The 25,121-nt window shown below is 68.4% G+C and carries 22 protein-coding genes and 1 tRNA gene; 4 read left to right on the forward strand and 19 right to left on the reverse strand.

Features of this window, described 5'->3' with window-relative positions:
* Positions 1 to 30: 30 nt before the first annotated feature.
* From EOINJALH_RS28655 to EOINJALH_RS28690, 8 genes are all read right to left on the reverse strand, one after another.
* Positions 31 to 390, reverse strand: a complete 360-nt coding sequence (locus tag EOINJALH_RS28655; protein ID WP_088286689.1) for an NADH-quinone oxidoreductase subunit A — start codon at positions 388 to 390, stop codon at positions 31 to 33.
* Between the two features lie 156 nt (positions 391 to 546).
* Positions 547 to 631 (reverse strand) — tRNA-Leu (locus tag EOINJALH_RS28660).
* A 157-nt stretch (positions 632 to 788) separates the two neighbouring features.
* Positions 789 to 1,211 (reverse strand): preprotein translocase subunit SecG, encoded by a 423-nt coding sequence (gene secG, locus EOINJALH_RS28665; protein WP_088286691.1) that lies wholly within the window; start codon positions 1,209 to 1,211, stop codon positions 789 to 791.
* A 26-nt stretch (positions 1,212 to 1,237) separates the two neighbouring features.
* Positions 1,238 to 1,978: a triose-phosphate isomerase gene (gene tpiA / locus EOINJALH_RS28670; protein WP_088286693.1), complete on the reverse strand. Its 741-nt coding sequence runs from the start codon at positions 1,976 to 1,978 to the stop codon at positions 1,238 to 1,240.
* A gap of 11 nt (positions 1,979 to 1,989) precedes the next feature.
* Positions 1,990 to 2,982, reverse strand: coding sequence for an NAD(P)H-quinone oxidoreductase (locus EOINJALH_RS28675; RefSeq protein ID WP_088286696.1), 993 nt, complete (start codon positions 2,980 to 2,982; stop codon positions 1,990 to 1,992).
* Between the two features lie 21 nt (positions 2,983 to 3,003).
* Positions 3,004 to 5,310: a polyribonucleotide nucleotidyltransferase gene (gene pnp / locus EOINJALH_RS28680; RefSeq protein WP_088286699.1), complete on the reverse strand. Its 2,307-nt coding sequence runs from the start codon at positions 5,308 to 5,310 to the stop codon at positions 3,004 to 3,006.
* Positions 5,311 to 5,522: 212 nt separating this feature from the next.
* Positions 5,523 to 5,792 carry a 30S ribosomal protein S15 gene (rpsO, locus tag EOINJALH_RS28685; RefSeq protein WP_088286701.1) on the reverse strand — a complete coding sequence of 90 codons (270 nt, stop codon included), beginning with the start codon at positions 5,790 to 5,792 and terminating at the stop codon, positions 5,523 to 5,525.
* Between the two features lie 151 nt (positions 5,793 to 5,943).
* Positions 5,944 to 7,095 carry a pyridoxal phosphate-dependent aminotransferase gene (locus EOINJALH_RS28690; protein WP_088286703.1) on the reverse strand — a complete coding sequence of 384 codons (1,152 nt, stop codon included), beginning with the start codon at positions 7,093 to 7,095 and terminating at the stop codon, positions 5,944 to 5,946.
* Between the two features lie 155 nt (positions 7,096 to 7,250).
* Here EOINJALH_RS28690 and EOINJALH_RS28695 point away from each other — a divergent pair, with 155 nt between their 5' ends.
* A complete protein-coding gene (locus EOINJALH_RS28695; protein ID WP_088286705.1) occupies positions 7,251 to 7,697 on the forward strand; it encodes an Hsp20/alpha crystallin family protein in 447 nt (148 codons plus the stop codon).
* On the opposite strand, the gene tsaD is transcribed toward EOINJALH_RS28695, so the two are convergent.
* The gene (tsaD, locus tag EOINJALH_RS28700; protein WP_088286707.1) at positions 7,698 to 8,735 is read right to left on the reverse strand and encodes a tRNA (adenosine(37)-N6)-threonylcarbamoyltransferase complex transferase subunit TsaD; all 1,038 of its coding nucleotides are present in this window, start codon (positions 8,733 to 8,735) and stop codon (positions 7,698 to 7,700) included.
* A 94-nt stretch (positions 8,736 to 8,829) separates the two neighbouring features.
* Here tsaD and EOINJALH_RS28705 point away from each other — a divergent pair, with 94 nt between their 5' ends.
* Positions 8,830 to 9,498, forward strand: a complete 669-nt coding sequence (locus EOINJALH_RS28705; protein WP_088286709.1) for a histidine phosphatase family protein — start codon at positions 8,830 to 8,832, stop codon at positions 9,496 to 9,498.
* A 12-nt stretch (positions 9,499 to 9,510) separates the two neighbouring features.
* Here EOINJALH_RS28705 and fdx read toward each other — a convergent pair whose 3' ends face one another.
* The 9 genes from fdx to EOINJALH_RS28750 all read right to left on the reverse strand — a co-directional run bounded on the left by fdx (position 9,511) and on the right by EOINJALH_RS28750 (position 16,103).
* The gene (fdx, locus tag EOINJALH_RS28710; RefSeq protein WP_088286711.1) at positions 9,511 to 9,849 is read right to left on the reverse strand and encodes an ISC system 2Fe-2S type ferredoxin; all 339 of its coding nucleotides are present in this window, start codon (positions 9,847 to 9,849) and stop codon (positions 9,511 to 9,513) included.
* Positions 9,850 to 9,854: 5 nt separating this feature from the next.
* Positions 9,855 to 11,711 (reverse strand): Fe-S protein assembly chaperone HscA, encoded by a 1,857-nt coding sequence (gene hscA, locus EOINJALH_RS28715; protein ID WP_088286713.1) that lies wholly within the window; start codon positions 11,709 to 11,711, stop codon positions 9,855 to 9,857.
* Positions 11,712 to 11,770: 59 nt separating this feature from the next.
* A complete protein-coding gene (gene hscB, locus EOINJALH_RS28720) occupies positions 11,771 to 12,289 on the reverse strand; it encodes a Fe-S protein assembly co-chaperone HscB (protein ID WP_088286715.1) in 519 nt (172 codons plus the stop codon).
* A 4-nt stretch (positions 12,290 to 12,293) separates the two neighbouring features.
* Positions 12,294 to 12,776: a GNAT family N-acetyltransferase gene (locus EOINJALH_RS28725; RefSeq protein ID WP_088286717.1), complete on the reverse strand. Its 483-nt coding sequence runs from the start codon at positions 12,774 to 12,776 to the stop codon at positions 12,294 to 12,296.
* Between the two features lie 76 nt (positions 12,777 to 12,852).
* Positions 12,853 to 13,176, reverse strand: a complete 324-nt coding sequence (iscA, locus tag EOINJALH_RS28730) for an iron-sulfur cluster assembly protein IscA (RefSeq protein ID WP_088286719.1) — start codon at positions 13,174 to 13,176, stop codon at positions 12,853 to 12,855.
* 4 nt (positions 13,177 to 13,180) lie between these two features.
* A complete protein-coding gene (gene iscU / locus EOINJALH_RS28735) occupies positions 13,181 to 13,597 on the reverse strand; it encodes a Fe-S cluster assembly scaffold IscU (RefSeq protein WP_088286721.1) in 417 nt (138 codons plus the stop codon).
* A gap of 27 nt (positions 13,598 to 13,624) precedes the next feature.
* Complete coding sequence (locus EOINJALH_RS28740) at positions 13,625 to 14,839, reverse strand: IscS subfamily cysteine desulfurase (RefSeq protein WP_088286723.1); 1,215 nt, start codon at positions 14,837 to 14,839, stop codon at positions 13,625 to 13,627.
* Between the two features lie 22 nt (positions 14,840 to 14,861).
* Complete coding sequence (gene iscR, locus EOINJALH_RS28745) at positions 14,862 to 15,395, reverse strand: Fe-S cluster assembly transcriptional regulator IscR (RefSeq protein ID WP_088286725.1); 534 nt, start codon at positions 15,393 to 15,395, stop codon at positions 14,862 to 14,864.
* Between the two features lie 183 nt (positions 15,396 to 15,578).
* Complete coding sequence (locus EOINJALH_RS28750; RefSeq protein ID WP_088286727.1) at positions 15,579 to 16,103, reverse strand: low molecular weight protein-tyrosine-phosphatase; 525 nt, start codon at positions 16,101 to 16,103, stop codon at positions 15,579 to 15,581.
* A gap of 168 nt (positions 16,104 to 16,271) precedes the next feature.
* Between EOINJALH_RS28750 and EOINJALH_RS28755 the strand changes: the two genes are divergently transcribed.
* Together EOINJALH_RS28755 and EOINJALH_RS28760 are read left to right on the forward strand one after the other, a co-directional pair.
* Positions 16,272 to 17,834, forward strand: a complete 1,563-nt coding sequence (locus EOINJALH_RS28755) for a methyl-accepting chemotaxis protein (RefSeq protein WP_088286729.1) — start codon at positions 16,272 to 16,274, stop codon at positions 17,832 to 17,834.
* A 130-nt stretch (positions 17,835 to 17,964) separates the two neighbouring features.
* Positions 17,965 to 18,813: a 3-hydroxybutyryl-CoA dehydrogenase gene (locus EOINJALH_RS28760; protein ID WP_088286731.1), complete on the forward strand. Its 849-nt coding sequence runs from the start codon at positions 17,965 to 17,967 to the stop codon at positions 18,811 to 18,813.
* Positions 18,814 to 18,895: 82 nt separating this feature from the next.
* On the opposite strand, the gene EOINJALH_RS28765 is transcribed toward EOINJALH_RS28760, so the two are convergent.
* The gene (locus EOINJALH_RS28765; protein WP_158219936.1) at positions 18,896 to 24,988 is read right to left on the reverse strand and encodes a PAS domain S-box protein; all 6,093 of its coding nucleotides are present in this window, start codon (positions 24,986 to 24,988) and stop codon (positions 18,896 to 18,898) included.
* Between the last annotated feature and the right edge of the window lie 133 nt (positions 24,989 to 25,121).

Genomic DNA, 25,121 nt, shown 5'->3' on the forward strand with positions numbered 1-25,121 from the left:
ATCCTCGTGTGCTGTGGTGCGTTGCGACCGTCATTCCCAGTCCAGCGCGCCCTTCTTCCATTCGTAGATGAACCCCACCACGAGGATGGTGAGGAAGATCATCATCGCCCAGAAGCCTGACGCCCCGATGTCACGCAGCGCAACCGCCCAAGGGAACAGAAACGCAATTTCCAGATCGAACAGGATGAAGAGGATGGCGACGAGGTAATAGCGCACGTCGAATTTCATGCGCGCGTCGTCGAAAGCTTCGAAGCCGCATTCGTAGGGGCTGTTCTTGGCGGCGTCGGGCCGCTGCGGACCGAGCAGGTAGCCGAGCACTTGGGGGGCAACGCCGACGCCGACGCCGACCATGATGAACAGGATGACAGGCAGGTACTGTTGCAGGTCCATGATCGAGTGTCAGCTTCGCGTCAAGAAACATCCGGCCAGAAAAATGGCGCGCCGTCCGCCATCTGATGATGGCCGCAGAGCGCGCCCGATCTTGCTCCCTGCTGCCAGGGCGCACAGCCCAGGCGCCCGGAGGCGGCCTGCACTGCATCGAAACGTTGGTGCCGTCGGCGAGACTCGAACTCGCACAGCTTTCGCCACTACCCCCTCAAGATAGCGTGTCTACCAATTTCACCACGACGGCCACTTTACCGGGCCGAAAAAGCCCCGGCGGCGCTCAGCTTGCGAGAGGATTGGCTCGCTGAACAGCCTCGAATTCTAAACTCAAAAATTGGTCGATCCGCGGGTTTCTGCGGGTCTGCGATGCAGACCTTGCGCTCCCACAAGCCCCGATCCGATGGTCACTTGGTCGGAATGGTGCCAGGGGCCGCAGACGCCGCGGCCGAGGCTGCCGGTGCCGTTGTCGGACCAGGAAGCGGCACGGTCACTGTGCCAGGAATCGCGTTGGTGGCAGGGGCTGCCGCACTGGCCGCTGGCGCCGCACGATCGAGCACGCTGCCGCCGCTGCTGGGTGCGGTCATCGTGGCGCTGTTCGTGAGAAAGGCCAGCGCCAGCGTGCAGACAAAGAACACGCTCGCGCACACTGCCGTCGAGCGCGACAGGAAGTTCGCGCTGCCAGTGGCGCCGAACAGGCTGCCCGAGGCGCCACTGCCAAAGGACGCGCCCATGTCCGCGCCCTTTCCGTGTTGGACCAGCACCAGGCCGATCATCACGATGGCCGACAGCAACTGCACCACCAGCACCAGATTCATCCAGATTTGCATTTGACTTCTTCTCCGTTGTCTTGGGCTCAACCCGCCGCACGGCAGATGGCCACGAAATCGCTCGCCTTGAGGCTGGCACCGCCGATGAGGCCGCCATCGATGTCGGCCTGGCCGAACAGCGTGGACGCGTTGTCGGGCTTGACGCTGCCGCCGTACAGGATCTTCATCGCATCGGCCTGCGGCGTGGCGGCGCGCAGCTGGGCACGCAGCAGCGCGTGCACCGCCTGGGCCTGCTCGGGCGTGGCCGTGCGGCCGGTGCCGATGGCCCACACCGGTTCGTAGGCCACGACCATCTCGCCGGCGCAATGCCCCAGCGTGTGGATCACGGCCGACAACTGGCGCTTGACCACCGACTCGGTCTCGCCGGCCTCACGCTGGGCGAGCGTCTCGCCGACACAGACGATCGGCGTCACGCCGCGCGACAGCGCGGCCTTGGCCTTGTCGGCCACCAACTGATCGCCCTCGGCGTGGAACTGCCGGCGCTCGGAATGGCCGACGATCACGTAGCGGCAACCGAACTCGACGAGCATGCCCACCGAGACCTCGCCGGTGTAGGCGCCCTGCTCGTGCTTGGAGCAATCCTGCGCACCCCAGCGGATCTGGCTGCGCGCCAGCGTGACGGCCGTTTCGGACAGGTAGGGAAACGGCACGCACACCGCCACGTCGCACCCATAGGGGCCCGAGCCGATGATGCCCGAGAGCAGTTCGGCATTGGTGGTGTGGCTGCCGTGCATCTTCCAGTTGCCGGCCACGAGCTTGCGTCGCATGGTTGAGTCCTTCAAAGGGTCCAGTCCAGCACGATCTTGCCGACGTGCTGGCTCGATTCCATCAAGGCGTGGGCCTGGGCGGCCTGCGCTGCCGGGAACACCGTGTGGATCACCGGCCGCACCTGGCCGGAGGCCAGCACGGGCCACACCCGTTGCCGCAGGGCCGCCGCGATCGCGCCCTTGAACGCGACGGGCCTTGGCCTGAGTGTGGAACCGGTGATCGTCAGACGGCGCCTCAGCACCTCGCCCGCGTTGATCTCGCTCTTCACGCCGCCCTGCACCGCGATGATGACCAGGCGGCCGTCATCGGCCAGGCACTGCAGTTCTCGGCCGACATAGTCGCCGGCCACCATGTCGAGCACGACGTCGGCGCCACGGCCGCCGGTGGCGGCCTTGACCTCGGCGACGAAGTCCTGCCGGCGGTAGTTGATGCCGACGTCGGCGCCCAGCGCCACGCAGGCCGCCACCTTGTCGTCGCTGCCGGCCGTGACCAGCACCTTGGCGCCGAAGGCCTTGCCGAGCTGGATCGCGGTGACGCCGATGCCACTGGAGCCGCCCTGCACCAGCAGCGTCTCGCCCGGCTGGAGCCGCCCGCGGTCGAACACGTTGGACCACACGGTGAAGAAGGTTTCGGGCAGGCTGGCCGCCTCGACGTCGGACAGTCCGTCCGGCACCGGCAGGCATTGCGCGATCGGCGCCACGCACAACTCGGCATAGCCGCCGCCCGCCACCAGCGCGCACACACGCTGGCCAAGGGACAGGCCAGCGGCCGCCAACTCTGCCGCGTCGCCGGCGGCGATGGTGCCGGCGATCTCGAGCCCTGGCAGGTCCGACGCGCCGGGCGGCGGGGCGTAGGCACCCTTTCGCTGCAGCACGTCGGGCCGGTTGATGCCGGAGGCAGTCACCCGCACCAGCACTTCACCGGCGGCCGGCTGCGGGTCGGGACGCGTGGTCTCGACCAGCACCTCCGGCCCACCGAATTGGGTGATGGCAATGGCGCGCATGGGTGGCTGCCTTGGCCGCGCTCAGGACTGCGGGTTCTGCGGGTCGTTGCCTTGCGGCTCGACCGGCGCGGAGGACTCGCCGGCACCGCCTTCGGCCGGCTCACGCGGGCGGTCGGGCCGATCGCCACGGTCGCTGCGCTCGCGGCGCGGCGGACGGTCGCCACGCGGGCCACGGTCGGGGCGATCGCCGTACTCGCGGCGCGGACGCTCGCTGCGCTCTTCTTCCATGCCCTCGGGCCGCTCGAGCAGCGCCTTCATCGACAGCTTGATGCGCCCCTTCTCGTCGGTCTCGAGCACCTTGACCTTGACGATCTGGCCTTCAGACAGGAAGTCGGTGACGTTCTCGACGCGCTGGTGGGCGATCTGGCTGATGTGCAGCAGGCCGTCCTTGCCTGGCAGGATGTTGACCAGCGCACCGAAGTCGAGGATCTTGGTGATCGGGCCTTCGTAGACCTTGCCGATCTCGGCCTCGGCCGTGATCTCGGTGATGCGCTTCTTGGCGAACTCGGCCTTGTCGGCATCGGTGCTGGCAATGGTGATCGTGCCGTCTTCGCCGATGTCAATGGTGCAGCCGGTTTCCTCGGTCAGCGCACGAATGGTGGCGCCGCCCTTGCCGATCACGTCGCGGATCTTCTCCGGATTAATCTTCATCGTGTACAGGCGCGGCGCGAACACCGACACCTCGGCCTTGGCCGTGCCGACCGCGTCCTGCATGCAGCCCAGGATGTGCATGCGGGCTTCCTTGGCCTGAGCCAGCGCCACCTGCATGATCTCCTTGGTGATGCCCTGGATCTTGATGTCCATCTGCAGCGCGGTGATGCCGCCGGTGGTGCCGGCGACCTTGAAGTCCATGTCGCCGAGGTGATCTTCGTCGCCCAGGATGTCGGTCAGCACCGCGAAGCGGTTGCCTTCCTTGATCAAGCCCATGGCGATGCCGGCCACGTGGGCCTTCATCGGCACGCCGGCGTCCATCAGCGACAGGCAGCCGCCGCAGACCGAGGCCATGGACGAGGAACCGTTCGATTCGGTGATCTCGCTGACGACGCGGATCGAGTACGGGAAGTCTTCCTTGCTCGGCAGCGCGGCGATCAGCGCGCGCTTGGCCAGGCGGCCGTGGCCGATCTCGCGGCGCTTCGGGCTGCCCACGCGGCCGGTTTCGCCGGTGGCGAACGGAGGCATGTTGTAGTGCAGCATGAAGCGGTCTTCGAACTCGCCGGCCAGCGCATCGATGCGCTGCGCGTCGCGGTCGGTGCCCAGCGTGGCGATGACCAGCGCCTGCGTCTCGCCGCGCGTGAACAGTGCCGAGCCGTGGGTGCGCGGCAGCACGCCGGTGCGGATCTCGATGGGGCGCACGGTGCGGGTGTCGCGGCCGTCGATGCGCGGCTCGCCGGCGAGGATCTGGCCACGCACGATGCGCGACTCGATCTCGAAGAGCAGGCCTTCGACCTCGACCTTGTCGAACTCGACGCCGTCGGCCTTCAGCGCGGCCAGCACGTCGGAAGTGACAGTGCGGCAGGCCTGGGTGCGGGCCTGCTTGCTGCGGATCTGGTAGGCGGCACGCAGCTTGTCTTCGGCCAGGGCGGTGACCTTGGCGATGAAAGGCTCGTTCTTGACCGGTGCCGTCCAGGCCCATTCGGCCTTGCCGGCGTCGCGCACCAGGTCGTGGATGGCATTGATGGCGACCTTGCCCTGGTCATGGCCGAAGACCACGCCACCGAGCATGACCTCTTCGCTCAGCTGGTCGGCTTCGGATTCGACCATCAGCACGGCGCCTTCGGTGCCGGCCACGATCAGTTCCATCTTGCTGTCGGCCAGTTGCGCCTTGCCGGGGTTCAGCACGTACTCGCCGTTGATGTAGCCCACGCGTGCGGCGCCGATGGGGCCATTGAACGGGATGCCCGACAGCGACAGCGCGGCGCTGGTGCCGATCATCGCGGCGATGTCGGCCTGCACCTCGGGGTTCAGGCTCAGGACGTGGACGACGACCTGCACTTCATTGAAGAAGCCTTCGGGGAACAGCGGGCGGATCGGGCGGTCGATCAGGCGGCTGGTGAGCGTCTCGAGTTCGCTGGGACGGCCTTCGCGCTTGAAGAAGCTGCCGGGGATCTTGCCGGCGGCGTAGGTCTTCTCGATGTAGTCGACGGTCAGCGGGAAGAAGTCCTGGCCGGCCTTGGCTTCGGTCTTGGCGACCACCGTGGCGAGCACCACGGTGCCTTCGATGTCGACGACGACGGCGCCCGACGACTGGCGGGCGATCTCGCCGGTTTCCATCACGACCTGGTGCTGGCCCCAGGTGAAGGTCTTGGTGACTTTGTTGAAAAGGCTCATGAAGCGTCTCCGGTGGAGGATGCAGCGCGCTTGCGGTGGCGCGGCGACGAGACCGGGAGCAGATCGGCCGGCATCAGCGGCATGCCATTCCAAAGAAGCCAGAAGGGCTGGCGCCGGTGGAATGACACAGCTGCGACTGAGGGGCTGGGCTCCAAAGACGAAAGAGCCTGTGCTGGTCGATCCAGACAGGCTCTTTCACGCATGCTTGCCGATTACTTGCGCAGGCCCAGCTTCTGGATCAGCGCGGTGTAGCGGTCGGCGTCCTTGCCCTTGAGGTAGTCGAGCAGCTTGCGCCGACGGCTGACCATCCGGAGCAGGCCGCGGCGGCCATGGTGGTCCTTCAAGTGGGACTTGAAGTGCGGGGTGAGTTCGTTGATGCGGGCGGTGAGGAGCGCCACCTGGACTTCAGGGGAGCCGGTATCGGCAGCGCTGCGTGCATTGCCTTTGACGATCTCGGCGCGATTGATGTCAGCCACGGACATGATGGATTTCCTGGAGGATGGAAACCGCGTCCGCGCCCATGGGAGGGTCGCTCACGGTTTCCGGTTGCCACTTGCGGCAGCGGGTGAAACCGACCCGCGCCGTGCTCGATCGACCCGCGGGAGACAGGCACCCGTGGGACAAACCTGCGGATTATAGGGGCAGAGCCAGGCGCAGCCGTTCCACCCCCTGCAGCAGGCGTGCAGGATCGCGCGAGGCGAAGCACCAGCGCAGCCACCCTTCCCCCTCCGGGCCGAAGGCGGCGCCGGGCGCCAGGCCCAGGCCATGCTCGGTGACCAGGCGCTTGGCCACGGCCAGCGAGTCCTCCGCGCCAGGCACCTGCAGGAAGGCGTACATGCCGCCCACCGGCGTGGCCTGCCGCACGCCCGGCAAGGTGGCCAGGGCACCACAGAGCGTGTCGCGGCAGTGCCGAAGGCGCGACACCAGCGCCGGCACGCTGTCGTCGGCCGTGGCCAGCGCTGCCAGCGCGCCCCGCTGCACGAACACCGGCGCGCAGGAACTGTTGAACTCGAGCAAGGTGCCCATCGCATCGAGGTGGCCCCGCGGCAGCACCAGCCAGCCCAGGCGCCAACCGGTCATCAGGAAGCTCTTGGAGAAGCTGTGCACGACGATCAACCGGTCATCGGGGCTGGTGACGTCGAGGAAGCTCGGCGCGGCCTTGCCCGGGCCGTACCAGAGCCGCTCGTAGACTTCGTCGGCAACGATCCAGGTGCCGGTGCGGCGGCAGTGCTCGACGATGGCCTGCTGCTCGTCTCGCGTCAGGGTCCAGCCGGTCGGGTTGTTCGGGGCGTTCAGCAGCAGCAGCCGCGTGGCGGGCGTCACCGCTGCACGCAGCGCGTCGAGGTCGAGGTTCCAGGCCCCGTCGGCGCCAGGCGACAAGCTGACCCGCCGCACCCGCGCACCGAGGATCTCCGCTTGCGCGGGCAGGTTCGGCCAGATCGGCGCCACGGCCACGACCTCGTCGCCCGCGTCCACGAGCAACTGCGCGGCCAGCATCAGCGCATTCACGCCCGCCGAGGTGACGGCGATGCGGTCGTCGCCCGGGTCCCCATGCAGGGCAGCGGTGTAGCGGCGCAGCGCATCGCGCAGTTCGGCCAAGCCGAGGTTGTGCGAATAGAAGGTTTCACCGCGAGCCAGCGAGGCCGAGGCAGCCTCGCGCACCTCCAGAGGCGTCACCTCGTCGCTTTCGCCGAACCAGAACGCCAGCACATCGTCACGACCGAGCCCGGCGTTGGCCACCTCGCGGATCTTGGAACCGGGCAGCCGGGCAATGGAGTCGCGCATGGCAGGGATGGGCGTGGGGGGGAGAGGAATTGCGGCAACGCAAAAGCCACCGGTTGAAAACCGCGCGGGCGCTGCCATGTGTTGGGCATGGGCGGTGCGTCGCAACGATCTACAGGATCCTGCACCGTCCCACCACCGATTGTAAGGAGCACACCATGTTTCTCGTTCCGCTGACCCGCCAGGCCAATGAACTGGGCCGCCCATTCGATCGCCTGTTCGACGATCACCTGTTCGACCGCTTCTTCGCCCCCGTGGGCCGCCCCGACGCCAACGTGGCGCGCAGTCCCGCGCTGGACGTGGCCGAGTCCGAGCGCGCGTACACCGTCAAGCTCGAGATGCCCGGCGTGACCAAGGACGACGTGAAGATCGCCGTCGATGGCCGCCGCGTGACCGTGGAAGCCGCCTCGACCCAGGACGCCGAAAAGAAGGAAGGCGACCGGGTGGTCTATCGCGAACGTTCGGTGGCCAGTTACGCGCGCAGCTTCACGCTGCCCGCCGAGGTGGACCAGGCCGAATCAACCGCCAGGATGGAGCACGGCGTGCTCACGTTGACCCTGGCGAAGCGCGGCACCGGCAAGGCAACGCGGATCACGGTCAGCTGATCAGTCCGCCGACCGGTCCAGCGGCCAGCGGGGCCGCACGTCGAAGGCATAGTCCTTCGACGCGGCGGCCACGCCGGCCTGCAGCCGCATCGCACCGGCCAACGCGATCATCGCGCCGTTGTCCGTGCACAGGCTCAGTTCAGGGTAGTGGATGCGCAGCCCGTGTCGTCTGGCCGCAGCGTCCAATTGGCGGCGCAGTTCGGCGTTGGCGCCGACGCCGCCCGACACCACCAGCCGATCGAGCCCGCTCTCGCGCAGCGCCGACATCGACTTCTTCATCAGCACTTCCACGATGGCGGCCTGCGTCGAGGCGGCCAGGTCGGCACGTTGGCCTGACGTGGGTACGTCGCCCAGGCGGCGGAACTGCGTCATCACCGCGGTCTTGAGACCGGCGAACGAGAAGTCGAGGTTCCCGCTGTGCAGCAGTGGCCGAGGCAGTGCGAAGGCCGACGGATTGCCCTGAGCCGCCAATCGCGACAGCGCCGGTCCGCCCGGGTAGCCGAGCCCCAGCAGCTTGGCGGATTTGTCGAAGGCCTCGCCCGCCGCGTCGTCGATGGTCTCGCCGAGCAGGCGGTAGCTGCCCACGGCCTCCACCTGCATCAGCTGCGTGTGCCCGCCGGACACCAGCAGGGCGATGAACGGAAACTGCGGCGGGTCGGCCGACAGGAACGGCGACAGCAGGTGTCCTTCGAGGTGGTGCACACCCAGCACCGGCCGATCAAGCGCCGCACCCAGCGCACAGGCCACGCCGGCGCCGACGAGCAGCGCGCCCGCCAGGCCCGGCCCGCGTGTGTAGGCCACCACGTCGACATCGGCCAGGGTGCATCCGGCATCGGCCAGCACCTCGCGGGCCAGCGGCAGCACGCGGCGGATGTGGTCGCGCGAGGCCAGTTCGGGCACCACGCCGCCGTAGGCCTCGTGCATTTGCACCTGGCTGTGCAGCGCATGCGACAACAGCCGCGGCACCGCGGCCCCGTCGGTGGCAACCAGGGCCACGCCGGTCTCGTCGCAGGAGGATTCGATGCCCAGGACATTCATGCGACGGGCAGTGTAGTGGGCCGGTTCCCGGTGGCGGCGTCACCGGTCACTGCGGCGACACGGGCCGACCGGCGGTGACGCCAGAATCCGGGCCATGGGAACCCTCTTCCTCGTGCGCCATGGCCAGGCCTCGTTCGGCACCGACAACTACGACCGGCTCAGTGACCTCGGCCGCCGGCAATGCCTGCGCCTGGGCGAATACCTGAAGGGCCGCGGGCTGCCCTTCGACGCGGTGCTCACCGGCACGCTGCAGCGCCAGATCCAGTCGTGGGACGCGATCGCCGAGGGGGCCGCGTTGGACGCCACCCCGCTGCAGTGGCCTGGACTGAACGAGTACGACAGCGCGGCGGTGATCGCCACGGTGCACCCCGAACCTCTGACGCGCCCGACCTCGGCCGAGGAATACCGCCACCACTTCCGCCTGCTGCGCAACGGCCTGCAGCGCTGGATGGCCGGCACCGCGCAGCCGGTGGGCATGCCCAGTTACCGAGACTTCGTGGGCGGCGTGACCGGCGCGCTCGACCACGTGCGCAGCCAGTGTGAGGGCAACGTGCTGCTGGTCAGCAGCGGCGGGCCCATCTCCACCGCGGTGGGACAGATCCTGGGCACCGCGCCCGAGGTGACGATCGAGTTGAACCTGCGCATCCGCAACAGTTCGATCACCGAGTTCGCCTTCACCCCGAAGCGCCACATGCTGGTGACCTACAACACCCTGCCCCACCTCGAAGGCGAGGCATACCGGGACTGGATCACCTACACCTGACGCTGCCGGCGGTCAGTGGTTCTCGCGGGCGTGGTTGATCGTGTACTTCGGGATCTCGATGGTCAGGTCCTGGCCCGCCACGATGGCCTGGCAGCTCAGGCGCGACTGCGGTTCCAGGCCCCAGGCCCGGTCGAGCAGATCTTCCTCGGCCTCGTCGGGCTCGCCCAGGCTGGCATAGCCCTGGCGCACGATGACGTGGCAGGTGGTGCAGGCACAGCTCATCTCGCAGGCATGCTCGATGGCGATGCCATGGTCGAGCAAGGCCTCGCAGACGGAGGTACCGCGCGGCACCTCGAGGCTGCGGCCTTCGGGACAGAGTTCGGCGTGCGGCAGGATCTTGATGACGGGCATGGTGGTCAGACGTCCTCGACCTTGCGGCCAGTGAGCGCGGCGCGGATGCCGCGGTTCATGCGGGCAGCGGCAAAGCCCTCGGTGCCCTTGGCCAGGGCCTCGACGGCCGTGTCGATGGCGGCATGGTCCTCTTCGGCGGCCACGCGCGCCAGGCCGGACAGCAGGGCCTCGATCGACTCGCGCTCGCCGTCGTCGAGCAATGCCCCGTCGGCGGCCAGGGCGGCGCGGGTGGCCAGCGTCATGCGCTCGGCCTCGACCCTCGACTCGCGCAGCGAGCGCACGGCCATGTCGACTTCGGCACTGTCGAAGCCCTCGCGCAGCATGCGGGCGATGTCGTCGTCGGCCAGGCCATAGCTGGGCTTGACGACCACCGAGGATTCAACGCCAGAGCCCTGCTCTCGCGCAGACACGCTGAGCAGGCCATCGGCATCGACCTGGAAGGTGACCCGGATGCGCGCGGCGCCGGCCACCATCGGCGGGATGCCCCGCAGCTCGAAGCGGGCCAGCGAGCGGCAGTCGGACACCAGTTCGCGCTCGCCCTGCACCACGTGGATGGCCATCGCCGTCTGGCCGTCCTTGAAGGTGGTGAATTCCTGCGCCTTGGCCACCGGGATGGTGGTGTTGCGCTCGATGACGCGCTCGACCAGGCCGCCCATGGTCTCGAGGCCCAACGACAGCGGGATGACGTCGAGCAGCAGCAGTTCGCCGTCCTGGCTGTTGCCTGCCAGGGCATTGGCCTGGATGGCGGCACCGACGGCCACCACCTCGTCGGGGTTGAGGTTGATCAGCGGCGGCCTGCCGAACAGCTCGCCCACCGCGGTGCGCACCGCCGGCATGCGGGTGGAGCCGCCGACCATCACCACGCCCTGCACCTCCGCCTTGCCGATGCGGGCATCGCGCAGCACCTTGCGCACCGCCGCGAGCGTGCGTTCCACCAGCGGACGTGTCATCGCATCGAACTGCTCGCGCGTCACCCGCACGTCGAGCGGTGTGTCGCCCAGCAGGCACGACAGCGTTGCGTCATCGGCCGTCGTCAGCGCCTCCTTGGTCGCCCGGGCGGCCACCAGCACCGCTCGCTTGGCCTGCGCCGTGTCGGCATGGCGGCCTGCCTGATGCAATGCCCAGTCAGCCAGCGCCTGGTCGAAGTCGTCGCCGCCGAGCGCCGAGTCGCCGCCGGTGGCCACCACCTCGAAGACGCCACGCGACAGGCGCAGCAGCGAGATGTCGAAGGTGCCACCGCCGAGGTCGTACACCGCGTAGAGGCCCTCGCTGCCGTTGTCCAGGCCATAGGCCACCGCCGCGGCGGTGGGCTCGTTGATCAGGCGCAGCACGTTGAGGCCGGCCAGTTGCGCAGCATCCTTCGTGGCCTGGCGCTGGGCATCGTCGAAGTAGGCCGGCACGGTGATCACCGCGCCGAACAGGTCGTCGGCGAAGGTGTCCTCGGCCCGATGCCGGAGCGTGGCCAGGATCTCGGCCGACACCTCGACCGGCGACTTGCGCCCGGCCCGGGTGTCCAGCGCCACCATGCCGGGCTGGTCGACGAAGCGATAGGGCAGACGCTCGTGGCCATGGATGTCGGCCAGCCGACGGCCCATGAAACGCTTCACCGACACGATGGTGTTCTCGGGGTCTTCGGCCTGCACCGCGAGCGCCTCGTGGCCGATCTGACGGCGCTGGGCGTCGACGTAGCGCACGACCGAAGGCAGCAGGACGCGACCTTCTCCGTCCGGCAGGCATTCGGCCACGCCATGGCGCACGGCGGCCACGAGCGAATGGGTGGTGCCCAGGTCGATGCCTACCGCAACGCGTCGCGCATGCGGGTCGGGTGCCTGGCCGGGTTCGGAGATCTGCAGCAGAGCCATGGGGGGTATTGTCGGTTCAGAGGCCTAGAGCGTCTTGGGCGGGCCCGATCGGAAGCAGTTCAGGCGTCGAGCGCTTCGAGGCGACGGCGGATGTCATCGCGAAAGCGGGCGACGAACATCAGGGCCCTGACCTGTTGCGCGGCCGCAGGCGCATCGCTGCGTTCGTCCAGTGCCACGCGCAAGGCGTCCTGCAGCACGCGTTCCTGGGCGGCGACGGCCTCGTCGAGGGCCTCGACCTGGGCCACGCCCACGGCATCGTCGAGCGCCTCGCGCCAGGCCATCTGCTGCATCAGGAAGGCCGCCGGCATCGCGGTGTTGTTCTCGGCCTGGATCGGTGCACCGCGCAGCTCGCAGAGGTAGGCGCCGCGCTGCAGCGGGTCCTTCAGACGCTGGTAGGCCTCGTTGACCCGAACAGCCCACTGCATCGCCACCCGCTGGGCCGAGCCGCCCTCGCCCGCGAATCGGTCCGGGTGCACCTGCGACTGCAGGGCCCGCCACTGCGCGTCGAGCGCCGCGCGGTCGAGCGCGAACATCGGCGTCAGGCCGAACAGCGTGAAGTCGTCGTCGTCGAGTTTCATGGGGTCAAAGGCGCTTTTCGTAGAACACCGACAGTCCATTGTCGGGATAGCCACCGAAGGGCCCGCGGGGCCCATAGCCACAGCGCTCGTAGAGTCGAACGGCCTCGGTCTGGTCACGTCCGGTCTCGAGCAAGGCCCGGTCCAGCCCCTCTGAAAGCAACTGCTGTTCCAGCGAGTCCAACACCTGCTCCGCGAGGCGCTGACCACGCCAGGCCGGGGCGACATACATGCGCTTGACTTCACCGTAGGCCACGCCGCCGGTCTCGGCCTCGGCGGCCATCAGGCGCACCGCCCCGCAACCCACGGCCCGCCCCTGGACTCGAGCGACGACGAATCGGACATCGGACGCCACCAGCGCCTGCACGTCCAGGATGTGATTGGCTTCGGGCGGGTACAGGCTGGCCAGGTAAGCGTCCAGCGCATTGAGCAATGCACGCACCTCGGGCTGGTCCGGGCGCTCGGGACGGATCACGGTGTCGGTGCTCATCACGGCTCACACAAAAACAAGGGCGCGGAGCAGAACACGCCGCGCCCGGACGACCCAGCCCGACCCCAAGGGCCGGTCAGACGCGGAACGATTCGCCGCAGCCGCAGCGGTCTTTCTCGCGCGGGTTGTGGAACTTGAAGCCTTCGTTCAGGCCTTCGCGGACGAAGTCCAGTTCGGTGCCGTCGAGGTAGGGCAGGCTCTTGGGATCGATGAGCACCTTGACGCCGTGGTCCTCGAAGACATGGTCTTCGGGTGCCACGTCGTCGGCGTACTCGAGCTTGTAGGCCAGGCCGGAGCAGCCGGTCGTCTTGACACCCAGGCGCACACCGACGCCCTTGCCGCGCTTGGCGATGTAGCGCGACACGTGGCGTGCCGCGGCTTCGGACAATGTGACAGCCATGGGCTCAGTGGGTCGAGTGTTCTGCGGCGGGCTGGGCCACGCCATGCTTGGCCTTGTAGTCGTCCACGGCCGCCTTGATCGCATCCTCGGCCAGGATGGAACAGTGGATCTTGACCGGCGGCAATGCCAGTTCTTCGGCGATGTTGGTGTTCTTGATCTCCAGCGCCTGGTCGAGGGTCTTGCCCTTGACCCATTCGGTGACCAAGGAACTGCTGGCGATGGCCGACCCGCAGCCGTAGGTCTTGAAGCGCGCGTCCTCGATCAAGCCCGTGGCCGGGTTCACCTTGATCTGCAGTTTCATCACGTCGCCGCAGGCCGGCGCACCGACCATGCCGGTGCCGACGGAATCGTCACCCTTCTCGAACGAACCGACGTTGCGGGGATTTTCGTAGTGGTCGATGACCTTGTCGCTGTATGCCATGGCTATGCTCCGGTGTACTGGGCGTGCTCAGTGAGCGGCCCACTGGATCGAATTGATGTCGACGCCCTCGCGGTACATGTCCCACAAGGGCGACAGTTCGCGCAGCTTGGCCACCCGGTCCTTGAGGGTGGCGACGGCGTAGTCGATCTCGGCTTCCGTGGTGAAGCGCCCGATCGTCATGCGCAGGCTGGAATGCGCCAGTTCGTCGCTGCGGCCCAACGCGCGCAGCACATAGCTGGGCTCCAGGCTGGCGGAGGTGCAGGCCGAGCCCGAGGACACCGCGATGCCCTTGACGCCCATGATGAGCGACTCGCCCTCGACGAAATTGAAGGAGATGTTCAGGTTGTGCGGCACGCGGCGCTCGAGGTCGCCGTTGACGAAGGTCTGCTCGATGTCCTGCAGGCCGCTCAGCAACTTGTGGTGCAGCATGCGGATGCGCTCCTGCTCGGCACCCATCTCTTCTCGGGCGATGCGGAAGGCCTCGCCCATGCCGACGATCTGGTGCGTGGGCAGCGTGCCCGAGCGCATGCCGCGCTCGTGGCCGCCCCCGTGCATCTGGGCCTCGATGCGCACGCGGGGCTTGCGCCGCACGTACAGTGCCCCGATGCCCTTGGGGCCATAGGTCTTGTGCGAGGCCAGGCTCATCAGGTCGACCGGCAGCGTGGCCAGATCGATCGCCACCTTGCCGGTGGCCTGGGCCGCGTCGACGTGGAACACGATGCCGCGCTCGCGGCACATCGCGCCGATGGCCGGGATGTCCTGGATCACGCCGATCTCGTTGTTCACGAGCATCACCGAGACGAGGATGGTGTCGGGCCGCAGCGCGTCCTTCAGGCGGTCGAGGTCGAGCAGGCCGTTGGGCTGCACGTCGAGGTAGGTGACTTCGAAGCCCTGGCGCTCGAGTTCGCGCGTGGTATCGAGCACGGCCTTGTGCTCGGTCTTCACCGTGACCAGGTGCTTGCCGCGGGTCTTGTAGAACTGCGCAGCGCCCTTGATGGCCAGGTTGTTGGATTCGGTGGCACCGGACGTCCAGACGATCTCGCGGGGGTCGGCACCGATGAGTTCGGCCACCTGCACGCGGGACTTCTCGACGATCTCCTCGGCCTCCCAGCCCCAGGCGTGACTGCGGGACGCCGGGTTGCCGAAGTGCTCGCGCAACCACGGGATCATGGCATCGACGACACGGGGGTCCACCGGCGTGGTCGCGCCGTAATCGAGGTAGATGGGGAAGTGCGGGGTCATGTCAGGTGATGGAAATTGCGGTTCACTTGGTCAATACGCCACCGAGCGCGAACACCGAGTTCGGCGCGGTGATCTTGATGGGCTTGACGACGGGCACGGTCGAGATGGCGCGCTTGATCGGCGTCTCCTCGATCGACACGCCCTTGGCCAACTGGTCGTCCACCAGCTTCTTCAACGAGATCGAGTCGAGGTATTCGATCATCTTCTGGTTCAGGCTGGCCCACAGGTCGTGCGTCATGCAGCGGCCCGCGTCGTCACCCATGCAGTTTTCCTTGCCGCCGCAGCCGGTGGCGTCGATCGGTTCGTCGACGGCCACGATGATGTCGGCGACGGTGATCTCGTCGGACTTGCGGCCGAGCGAATAGCCGCCACCCGGCCCGCGGGTGCTCTCCACCAGCTCGTGCCGGCGGAGCTTGCCGAACAACTGTTCGAGGTAGGACAACGAGATCTGCTGCCGCTGGCTGATGGCGGCCAGGGCCACCGGCCCATTGTTCGATCGCAAGGCCAGATCGATCATCGCAGTGACCGCGAAGCGGCCTTTGGTGGTCAGACGCATGACGTTCTCCTGATGGCCTTTCGGCGACTGGCGGACCCGCCCCTGAAGGATGCCCCAGGGACCGACCGTCCGCATCCGGTGGATCCACCGGACCAGCGCTGCCGGTTGTCCGACTGCGTTTGTCAAGTATAGCCTAAGCCGACTGATTTGGTCGAGATTGAGGCCTGGACGGCCTTGGGGGCGTCAGCGGGGCGAGTCGAGCCGCTGACGCAGCCGTTCGATCAGCCGATCGCACGCGGGTTCAATGAGATCGAGCACAAGGTCGAAACCCTGCGCCGTGCCGTAGTACGGGTCGGGGATCTCTCGCACCAGATCGCTTCGGGGGGACAGGTCCAGCAACAGCGTGATCCGGTGGGCCATGTCCTGCGGGCAGCGCTCGAGCAGGTTCGACCGGTTGTCTTCGTCCATGACCACGACGTGCTCGAAGCGCTCGAAGTCGGCGTCGGTCACCTTGCGCGACCGCAGGCGGGTCAGATCGTAGCCACGGCGTGCGGCAGCAGCCACCGCGCGCGGATCGGCAGGCGCACCGCGATCGCCATGTGTGCCGGCGGAGTCGACCTCGACGCGGTGATCGAGGCCCAGGCGCGCCAACTTGTGGCGCAGCACGCCCTCGGCCATCGGCGAACGACAGATGTTGCCCATGCAGACCATCAGCACCCCCGTTTCATAGGCTTTGGGGGCGGGTCGGATGCGTCTCCAGATCGACATCGCACGAGCATACCTTCACTCGGCAGATGGCCCGACGGGCGCCATCGAGGACTCCCCACAACGCGACACGCTTTGCAGCGGCTTTCCGGTCGATATCGGTGCATTGGCGCTGGCAGATGGCGCCACCATCGGCCAACGCCAACCGTTCAAGACAAGAGAGTCGACACAATGCGCCAGAACCTGCCAGTCAGCCAGCGCGAGTACCAGGTGCCGCCCGGCACGACGCTCGTGTCCTCCACCGACCTGAAGAGTCACATCACCTACTGCAACCCGGCCTTCATCGAGGTCAGCGGGTACACGCGGGACGAGCTCGTCGGCCAGCCTCACAACATGATCCGCCACCCGGACATGCCGGCGGAGGCCTTTCGGGACATGTGGCACACGCTGCAGTCAGGGCAGCCCTGGACCGCGCTGGTGAAGAACCGGCGCAAGTCCGGCGATCACTACTGGGTCAGGGCGAACGTCACGCCGGTGCTCGACAACGGGCGCGTCACGGGCTACATGTCGGTGCGCACCAGCGTCACCCGCGACGAGGTGGCCGCTGCAGAAGCGCTTTATGCCCGAATGCGGGAGGAAGCCGCTGCAGGCCGCAGCGACGCCCGCCTGGTGGCTGGCGAGCTGCGGCACAGCGGCTGGCGCCATCGCCTGGCCGAAGCGTTCAGCCTGGGCTTCGGTGGGCGGTTGGCCGCCTTCGTCACGGCCAGTGCGATGTTGATCTCGGCGATCGTCGTGGTCGTCTCGGGTTTTGGGCTGGCGGCGCAGATCGTCGCAGCCACGATGGGCGGCCTGGCCTGCGGGTGGGTCGTGCGTCGCATGGCGGTCTCGCCCCTGCTGCAGGCCATCGAGGCGGTGAACCGCATGAGCGCGGGCGACCTGACGCAATCGATGCCAGCTGGCCGGCAGGACGAGATCGGGCGCCTCTCGCGCGGCCTCAACCAGCTGAACGTGAACCTGCAGGCGATCGTGGGCGACGTGCGCCGCGAGGTGGAAGGCATGACGCTGGCGTCGCGCGAGATCGCCAACGGCAACCACGACCTGGGCAACCGCACCGAATCGCAGGCCAGCAACCTGCAGCAGACGGCCGCCTCGCTCGAGCAGATCACCGGGACGATCCGCCAGACCGCGGACAACGCCCGCGTGGCCGCCGACCTGTCGCGGGAGGCCTCGGCGGTGGCCGAGCGCAGCGGCCAGGCCGCGCGCGACGTGGCCGGGCGCATGCACCAGATCCGCGATGCCTCGAACCGCATCGCCGAGATCATCGGCACCATCGATGGCATCTCCTTCCAGACCAACATCCTCGCCCTGAATGCGGCGGTGGAGGCCGCGCGGGCCGGCGAAGCCGGCCGTGGCTTCGCGGTCGTGGCGTCGGAGGTGCGCTCGCTGGCCCAGCGCACCACGCAGGCGGCGCAGGAGATCAAGACGCTCATCGCCGATTCGTCGGCCAAGGTGCAGGCTGGCAGTGAACTGGCCGACGCGACTGGCGTCACCACGGTCCAGACGCAGGAGGCCGTGCAACGCGTGCATGCGCTGATCGCCGAGATCAGCGCCGCCACGGGCGAGCAGTCGAAGGGCGTCGGGCAGATCAACGTGGCGGTGGCCGAACTGGACACCCTGACGCAGCAGAACGCGGCAATGGTGGAGGAACTCGCCGCCGCGGCTGGCTCGCTGACCGGCCAGGCCGAGGTGGTGTCCCAGGCGGTGCGCATCTTCCGGGCCAGCGCCGGGCGCTGACACAGCGAGCGCGAGGCGCCTCTGGCGCAGCGGTGGCCCGCGCTGCACCGCCGCGCTGCTCCGCACGGGTGGGGTGCCGGCTGGGTTCTACACTGCCGCACTGCAACAACACCCCTGACGGAGCACCCTCATGAGCATCACCACCGTTGGCGTCGTCGGCGCCGGCACCATGGGCAACGGCATTGCGCAGGCCTGTGCGGTCTGTGGCATCCCTGTCGTGATGGTCGACATCAACGACGCCGCCGTGCAGCGCGGCCTGGCCACGGTCTCGGGCAGCCTGGATCGCCTGGTCAAGAAGGACAAACTGTCCGCCGCCGACAAGGACGCCGCACTGGCCCGCATTCGGGGCAGCACCCACTACGCCGACCTGTCGGCGGCGCAACTGGTCATCGAGGCCGCCACCGAAAGCGAACCGCTGAAGATCAAGATCCTCGGGCAGCTCGACGAGATGCTGCCGGACGAGACGATCGTGGCCACCAACACCAGCTCGATCTCGATCACCAAGCTGGCCGCCGCCACGAAGCGGCCCGACCGCTTCATCGGCATGCATTTCTTCAACCCGGTGCCGATGATGGCGCTGGTGGAGATCATCCGCGGCCTGCAGACCAGCGACGCGACGCACGACGCCGTCAGGGCGCTGGCGCTGGCGCTGGGCAAGACGCCCGTCACCGTGAAGAACGCACCGGGGTTCGTCGTCAACCGCATCCTGGTGCCGATGATCAACGAGGCGTTCTTCGTGCTGGCCGAGGGGCTGGCCACGCCTGAGGACATCGATGCCGGCATGAAGCTCGGCTGCAACCACCCGATTGGCCCGCTGGCCCTGGCCGACATGATCGGGCTGGACGTGTGTCTGGCCGTGATGAACGTGTACGTCGACGAATACAACGACTCGAAGTACCGCCCCTGCCCGCTGCTGAAGGAGATGGTCGCCGCGGGTTGGCTGGGTCGCAAGACGGGTCGCGGGGTCTACCGCTACTGACCGGTCGTCGCGGGCAGCTTGCCCGCGCGCGGCGGGCCAAGCGCCGCAGCAGGCCACCCGTCGCCGGTCGATTGGCTGGGCATCAGGTGGTCGTCCGCGCTTGCAGCCGCTCCAGTGCCTGCAGTGCCGCGCCGTGGTCGTGTGCGCGCACGGCACGTTCGAGGGTGCGCGCCGCCGCAGCGCCGAACGCATGGCGGATCAACGGGTCGACCTCGTTGTAGCGTTCTGCGGCCCGGTAGTCTCCGATCTCGAGCATCTGCCGCAAGGCCGCCAAGGCTTCGTTCAGGCGGACCAGGGCATCGGCGCCCACCTGGGGCTGCGGTGGCACGGACAGACGGGCCTCGATGGCCTGCACCAGGGTCATCAGGGCCTCCTGCAGGGCGGCGCCCTCGCCGGCGAGTTCGGCCGTGGCGGTGTCGTCGTCGTCCAGCCCGCGCAACGCCTTGTCGAGCGACCAGGCCAGGGCTTGCAGTTCGTTGGCGCCCACCGCGCCGCAGGCCCCGCGCAGGGCATGCACCAGCCGCTGCGCAGCCGCAGCCTCGCCGCGGGACAGGTGCAGCATCAGCGCCGGCAATCCGTCGCGATAGGTCTGGCAGAACTGCCGAAGCACCCGTTCGAGGATGTCGTCGCGACCGGGCACGTACAGCAAGGTCCCGCGCACCTGCAGACCCGCAATGCCGTCGAACCGGCTGTCGTCCGTGCCGCCGACCGGCAGGCGCGGCACGCCTGCGCCCGCCGGCGCCGCGGCCACCGACGGCTTGACCGGCACCCAACGGCCCAGGGTTTCGAAGAGCACCCGAATATCCACTGGCTTGGCGATGTGGTCGTTCATGCCCGCGGCGAGACAGGCCGCGCGGTCATCACCGAACGCATTGGCCGTCATCGCCACGATCGGCGTGTTGGCGTGCCTGGGCATGCGGCGCACCGCCGCTGCAGCCTGCAGGCCATCCACTTCCGGCATCTGAACGTCCATCAGAATCAAGTCGTACTCGCTGGCCCGGGCCCGCTCGATGGCCTCTCGCCCATCGACGGCCAGGTCGACGTTCAGGCCGGCGGCAGTGAGCACTTCGAGGGCCACCTCCTGGTTGATCAGGTTGTCCTCGGCCAGCAGCACGTGGACACCGCGGAAGCTGCGCCGCCGCGACCCTTCGGCCCGCCGCTCGACCGGCGGCGACGGGGCGACTGCCGCCCCGTCGGCCCGCAGCAGCGGTGCCAGTGCACGGCTCAGTTCGTCTGCCAGCAAGGGTTTGGGCAGCAGTGCGTCGATGCCGGCCTCGTGGGCGAGTTCTCGCAGCTGCGCGTCGTCCCCGATGGTCAGCAGTGCGAGCCGGGGGGTTGGTCCGCCCATCGCCAGGCGAAGCTGCCGCACGGCATCCAGGCGTTCGAGCGCGGGCATCGGCCAGTCGACCATCAGCAATGCATAGGGTCGTCGGGCCGCGCGGGCCTCGGCCAGGAACTCGGCCGCCTCGGCCGCCGAGGAAGCCGCATCGATGTGCACACCCAGGTGCCGCACCATGGCAACGATCGCCTCGCGGGCGTCGGCCAGGTCGTCGATGAGCAGCACCCGGGCCTCGGACGGCGATGCCGGTGGGCCCGCGGCATGCTGCTCCTCGGGCTCGAGCTCGAACCAGCCGGTGAGCCAGAATTCGCTGCCTTCGCCCACCCGACTGCTGACCCCGACCTCGCCCCCCATCAACTGCGCCAGTCGCCGGGTGATGGCCAGGCCCAGGCCGGTGCCGCCGAAACGGCGGGTCATGGTGCTGTCGGCTTGTTCGAAGACGCTGAACAGGCTGTCGAGCTTGTCCTTGGGGATGCCGATGCCGGTGTCACGCACCTCGAACCTCAGGCCGATGCGGCTGGCATCGCTGTGGAACTGCCTCACGCGCAGCACCACCGTGCCGCGTTCGGTGAACTTCACCGCGTTGGAGGCCAGGTTCAACAGGGCCTGCGACACCCGGGTCGGGTCGCCGCGCACGTGCCGCGGCAGTTCGGGGTCGGCGTCGACGACGAGTTCGAGCCCCTTCGCCCGCGCCCGCTCGCCCACCAGCACGCTGGTGCGGGACAGCACCGTGGCCAGACTGAACGCGGTGTGTTCGAGGCGCAGCTTGCCGGATTCGATCTTGGACAGGTCGAGCACGTCGTTGATGACATCGAGCAGGTGCTGGGCCGCCTGGGACACCTTGCCCAGTCGATCGGTCTGCACGGCATCGCGGCTGTCGCGCTGCATCAGGTGGGTCAGGCCGATGATGGCGTTCATCGGCGTGCGAATCTCGTGGCTGATGTTGGCCAGGAAGGCGCTCTTGGCGCGGTTGGCCGCCTCGGCACGGTCGCGCGCCTGCACCAGTTGCTCGTTGAGCGCCTGCAGGTCGTGCTCTGCCGACTTCATCACGGTGATGTCCGTGCCCAGCACGAAGTAGCCCCGCACCTCACCGGCCGACTGGTCCGGCACGAACTGCACCCACAGATGCACCTTGCGGCCGTGCAGCATGCGCACGCGCTCGTACTGCTGTGGTTCACCCGCGAGCACCCGGATCACCCTGGCCTCGTTCTCCTCGTGCAGTTCGGCGCTGAGCAGTTCGCGCTGCGTGATCCGCCGCATCTCGTCCATGCTCATGCCGTAGAGGTCGAGATAGCCTGCGTTGGCATAGTGGCAGCGACCGTCCCGACCCCAGTACGACACGAAATTGGGCAGGTTGTCCGTGATGGATCTCAGGAACCGCTCGCTGTCCTCGCGGGCCCGCATGGCGTGCCTCAGTTCGCGTGTGCGATCGACCACCGCCTCTTCGAGCCCACGGCGGTACTGCTCGAGTTCCGCCTCGTCTCGCTTGCGGTCGGTGATGTCCTCCTCGATCGCGACGAAATGCGTCACCTGCCCGTCCGCCTGGCGAAGGGGCGTGATGCTCACGCGCTGGTCATAGGGCCTGCCATCCCGCCGCAACGACGCGAGTTCGCCCGACCACGACCGTGGGTCGGCGCGCAGGGATCGGAGCACCGCCTGCAATCCGCTGACTGCCGCATCGTCCCCGGGCGCGGCGGACTGCCCGCTGCCAGGCACGACGATCAATGGATCGATGCGACCGATGACGTCCTGTCGACTCCATCCGCTGATGCGCTCGAAGGCATCGTTGGCGTACTCGATGCGCCCGTCCAGGTCCATGATGACGATCGCCGCAGGGCTCTGCTCCACGGCGAGCGAGAGCTTGCGCAGCAGTTGCTCGGCGGCGTGGCGCTGCGTGATGTCGGTGCACGACACCACGGCTCCGGTGACCTGGCCGCCAATGCTGTCGATCACCGGCTCGGCGTTGACCAAGAGCCAGGTCATCGGCAAGCCCGGCGTGGCATTGCCGAGCACCACGTCGTGACAGGGCTCGCCGGTGGCCAGCGTGCGGGCCAGAGGCGTCTGCGACAGCCGCAGCGCCCGACCATCCTCGCCGACGATCGGCCACTCGTCCAACGAACTGCCGATGCCCCTGGCGATGGGGGCCATGTCGAGCCGCAGGATGCGTTCGGCCGCCCGATTGGCGCCGCGCATCAGCCCCGATCGATCGAACAGCAACACGCCCTCGCTGAGCGAATCGACCATCGACCTGTAACGCGCCTCGCTGGCGCGCAGGGCTTCGTCGGCATGATGACGGTCGGTCACGTCGGCATGGGCCACCACAGCGCCACCCGAGGTGCCGTGCAGCGGTGTCACGGTCATGCGGAACCAGCGCCGCGCGGCATCGCCCTGCCACGCAAACTCGACCGAATAGAGTTCCAGCCGACCGGCCACCACCTCGCCAATGCCATGCGCAATGGCCGAACGGTCTGGCGTCGTCACATGTTCGGCCACCGCCCACACCTGGGCGTAGCCGGTGCCGACACCACAGCGCAGTGGATCGCGGTCGTTCGTCTGCCCGGCGAACCCCACGAAGCGCAGCCACGCCTCGTTGACCCGCACCACCGTCCCGGCGGCATCCAGCACGGCCAACTGGTCGAGCACCGAGTTGCTGACGGCCACGACCAGCGCATTCAGCGACCGAAGGGCCTGTTCGGACTGCTTGCGCGCAGTCACGTCCCGGCAGATGCCGAAGATGAGGCGGCGGCCATCGAGCAGCACCCGGTTGATGTTGAGTTCGGCATCGATCACCGAGCCGTCCGGCCGCCGCCAATGCGATTCGAAGGTCTGCTGCTCGGGCTCGGTGCGTGTCGTGAACTCGAGCGCGCGCTCGCGGGGGTGGTCGATGTCCCAGTCCCAGAGGTGCAGGTCGCGGAGTTCGTCCAACTTCCGCCCGATGAGACGTGCAAAGCTTGCATTGGCTTCGACCAGTCGACCGTCGGCGTCGATGACGACGACACCGAAGTTCGACATGTCGAAGAAGAACCGCCGCCGCACACGCTCCTGCTCCTGCTCCTGTTCGAGTCGACGGCGGGGGGTGAGGTCTTGCAGCGCGCCGATCACGCGCAGCGGCCGACCCTGCCCGTCGCGCACCAGCGCGGCCCGATCGGCCACCCACACTGCGGTGCCGTCGTGGCGCACGACGCGGTACTCCTGCGCAAACGGTTCACCCTCTTTCGCCGTGCGCTCGAGGGCCTGGACCACGCGCGCCCGGTCCTCCGGGTGAATGTGCTGCTCGGCTTCGGATTCGGGCAGTTCGATGGCCAGGCCGCTGGGGTCGCCACCGCCGACCAATTGCACCACTTCGGGCGACCAGCACACGATGGCGCGTTGCAGGTCCCAATCCCAGATGGCCAGCCCAGCGCTGGCCACGACCAGTTCGAGCCGCTGCCGGCTTTCCTGCGCCGCGCGATCGGCCGCACGGTGCGCAGTGACATCGCGCAGGATTGCGTAACTGCCGATCAACCGGCCTTGCGCATCGCGCAGCGGGCCGCGGACAGATTCGAGCACCTCGTTCCGTCCCCCGACCGTGACATGCTCTTCGAAGGTGGTGGCCTGCAGGGTTTGCAGCACCTGACGGTCGTGCGCCGCGATCATCGCCGCCTGCTCGGGCGGGTAGACGATCTCCGGGCCCTTGCCAACCATCTCTTCGGGTCGATAGCCCGACTTGGCTGCCGAGACCCGGTTGTTGATCAGGAAGCGCCCGTCGAGGTCCTTGGCCACGATGGCATCGGGGCTGCTGTCGACGACCGCCGCCAGCAGGGCCAACGATTGGATGCGCTCGCGTTGCTGTGACTGCTCCCGAAGGGCCGCGCCCAGAGCCAGGCTGGACTGCCGCTGCCGGTGTGCCGCGGCCAGCGCGAGCAGGGCGAGCAGGCCCATGCCACCCGTCACGACGATGTCGCGGGCCAGGTGCTGCAGCACGACGGCTCGGTCCATCTGCGCCGTCATGACCCAACCGGTGTCAGCCACGGTGACCGAGGCGGCCAACACGGGGCGCCCGCGATGGTCGATGGCGAAGCTCGCCTGGCCACGGCCCGCTGCCGGGTCTCGCAGCAGTGCCGGCCCTTGAACGGTGCTGTCGGCCAGCGGCACCCGAACCTGCTGCAACACCCGCGTGCTCTCATCCGGAGGTCCGATGCCGATGGCCGCATCCGCATCGGGCACCCAGAGCGTGAGGTCGACGTGGGCGCCGGCCATCTGTTCGTCGTCGGCCCAGCGCGACACGGTGGTCGAGACATCCACCGCCATCACCGCTGCCATGCGGGGCATCTGGCCAGGCACCGCCAACGGCACGATCAGCCACGGCTGCCAGGTGGAGGTGGCCACGCCGACGGCCATGCCGGCCAGCCCCGGCGCATCGGCCGCCAGGCGTTCGGCCAGCCGCACCGGCCACCGCGGCGCCGGACTGTAGAGAACGCCGGTGCCCAAGGTCCGGCCCTGGGCATCGACGAGCGCGCAGCCCGTGAAACGACGGCTGCGGCAGTAGTCCTGCAGATCGGCCGCCAGGGCGGCGAGCGCCGCCGGATCGCCGCTGCCCAGCCATCGCTCGACCCGCCGGGCCAGGGTCTCCTGACCCCTCAGGTAGGCCGCATCGTCCAGCCAGTCGGATCGTTGGCGCAGCATCTCCTCGGCGCGGTGGTGCGCCATGCGATGGAGGTGCACCGAATGCTGCTCCAGTTGGCGCGCGCCGGCGATCCACACCGCCACCACCACGCAGACCGCCATGGCCACGGCCAGCCAGCGGGGCGCACGGAAGTCCGGCGTCGGTGTTGGGGGAACGCGGTCGACGCTCATGGCCACGGGCGGGGCCCCACAGGCGACGGGCATCGGGCCGACCTCGACCGCACGCCGCCGATGACCACCGTGAACACCCCCGGCTGCCATGGCGATCCGCAGAGGCCCCGCACGGGCGGCAGGAGGGACTCGA

The sequence above is a fragment of the Ideonella sp. A 288 genome, from assembly GCF_002198735.1.
Lineage (GTDB): Bacteria > Pseudomonadota > Gammaproteobacteria > Burkholderiales > Burkholderiaceae_C > Pseudaquabacterium.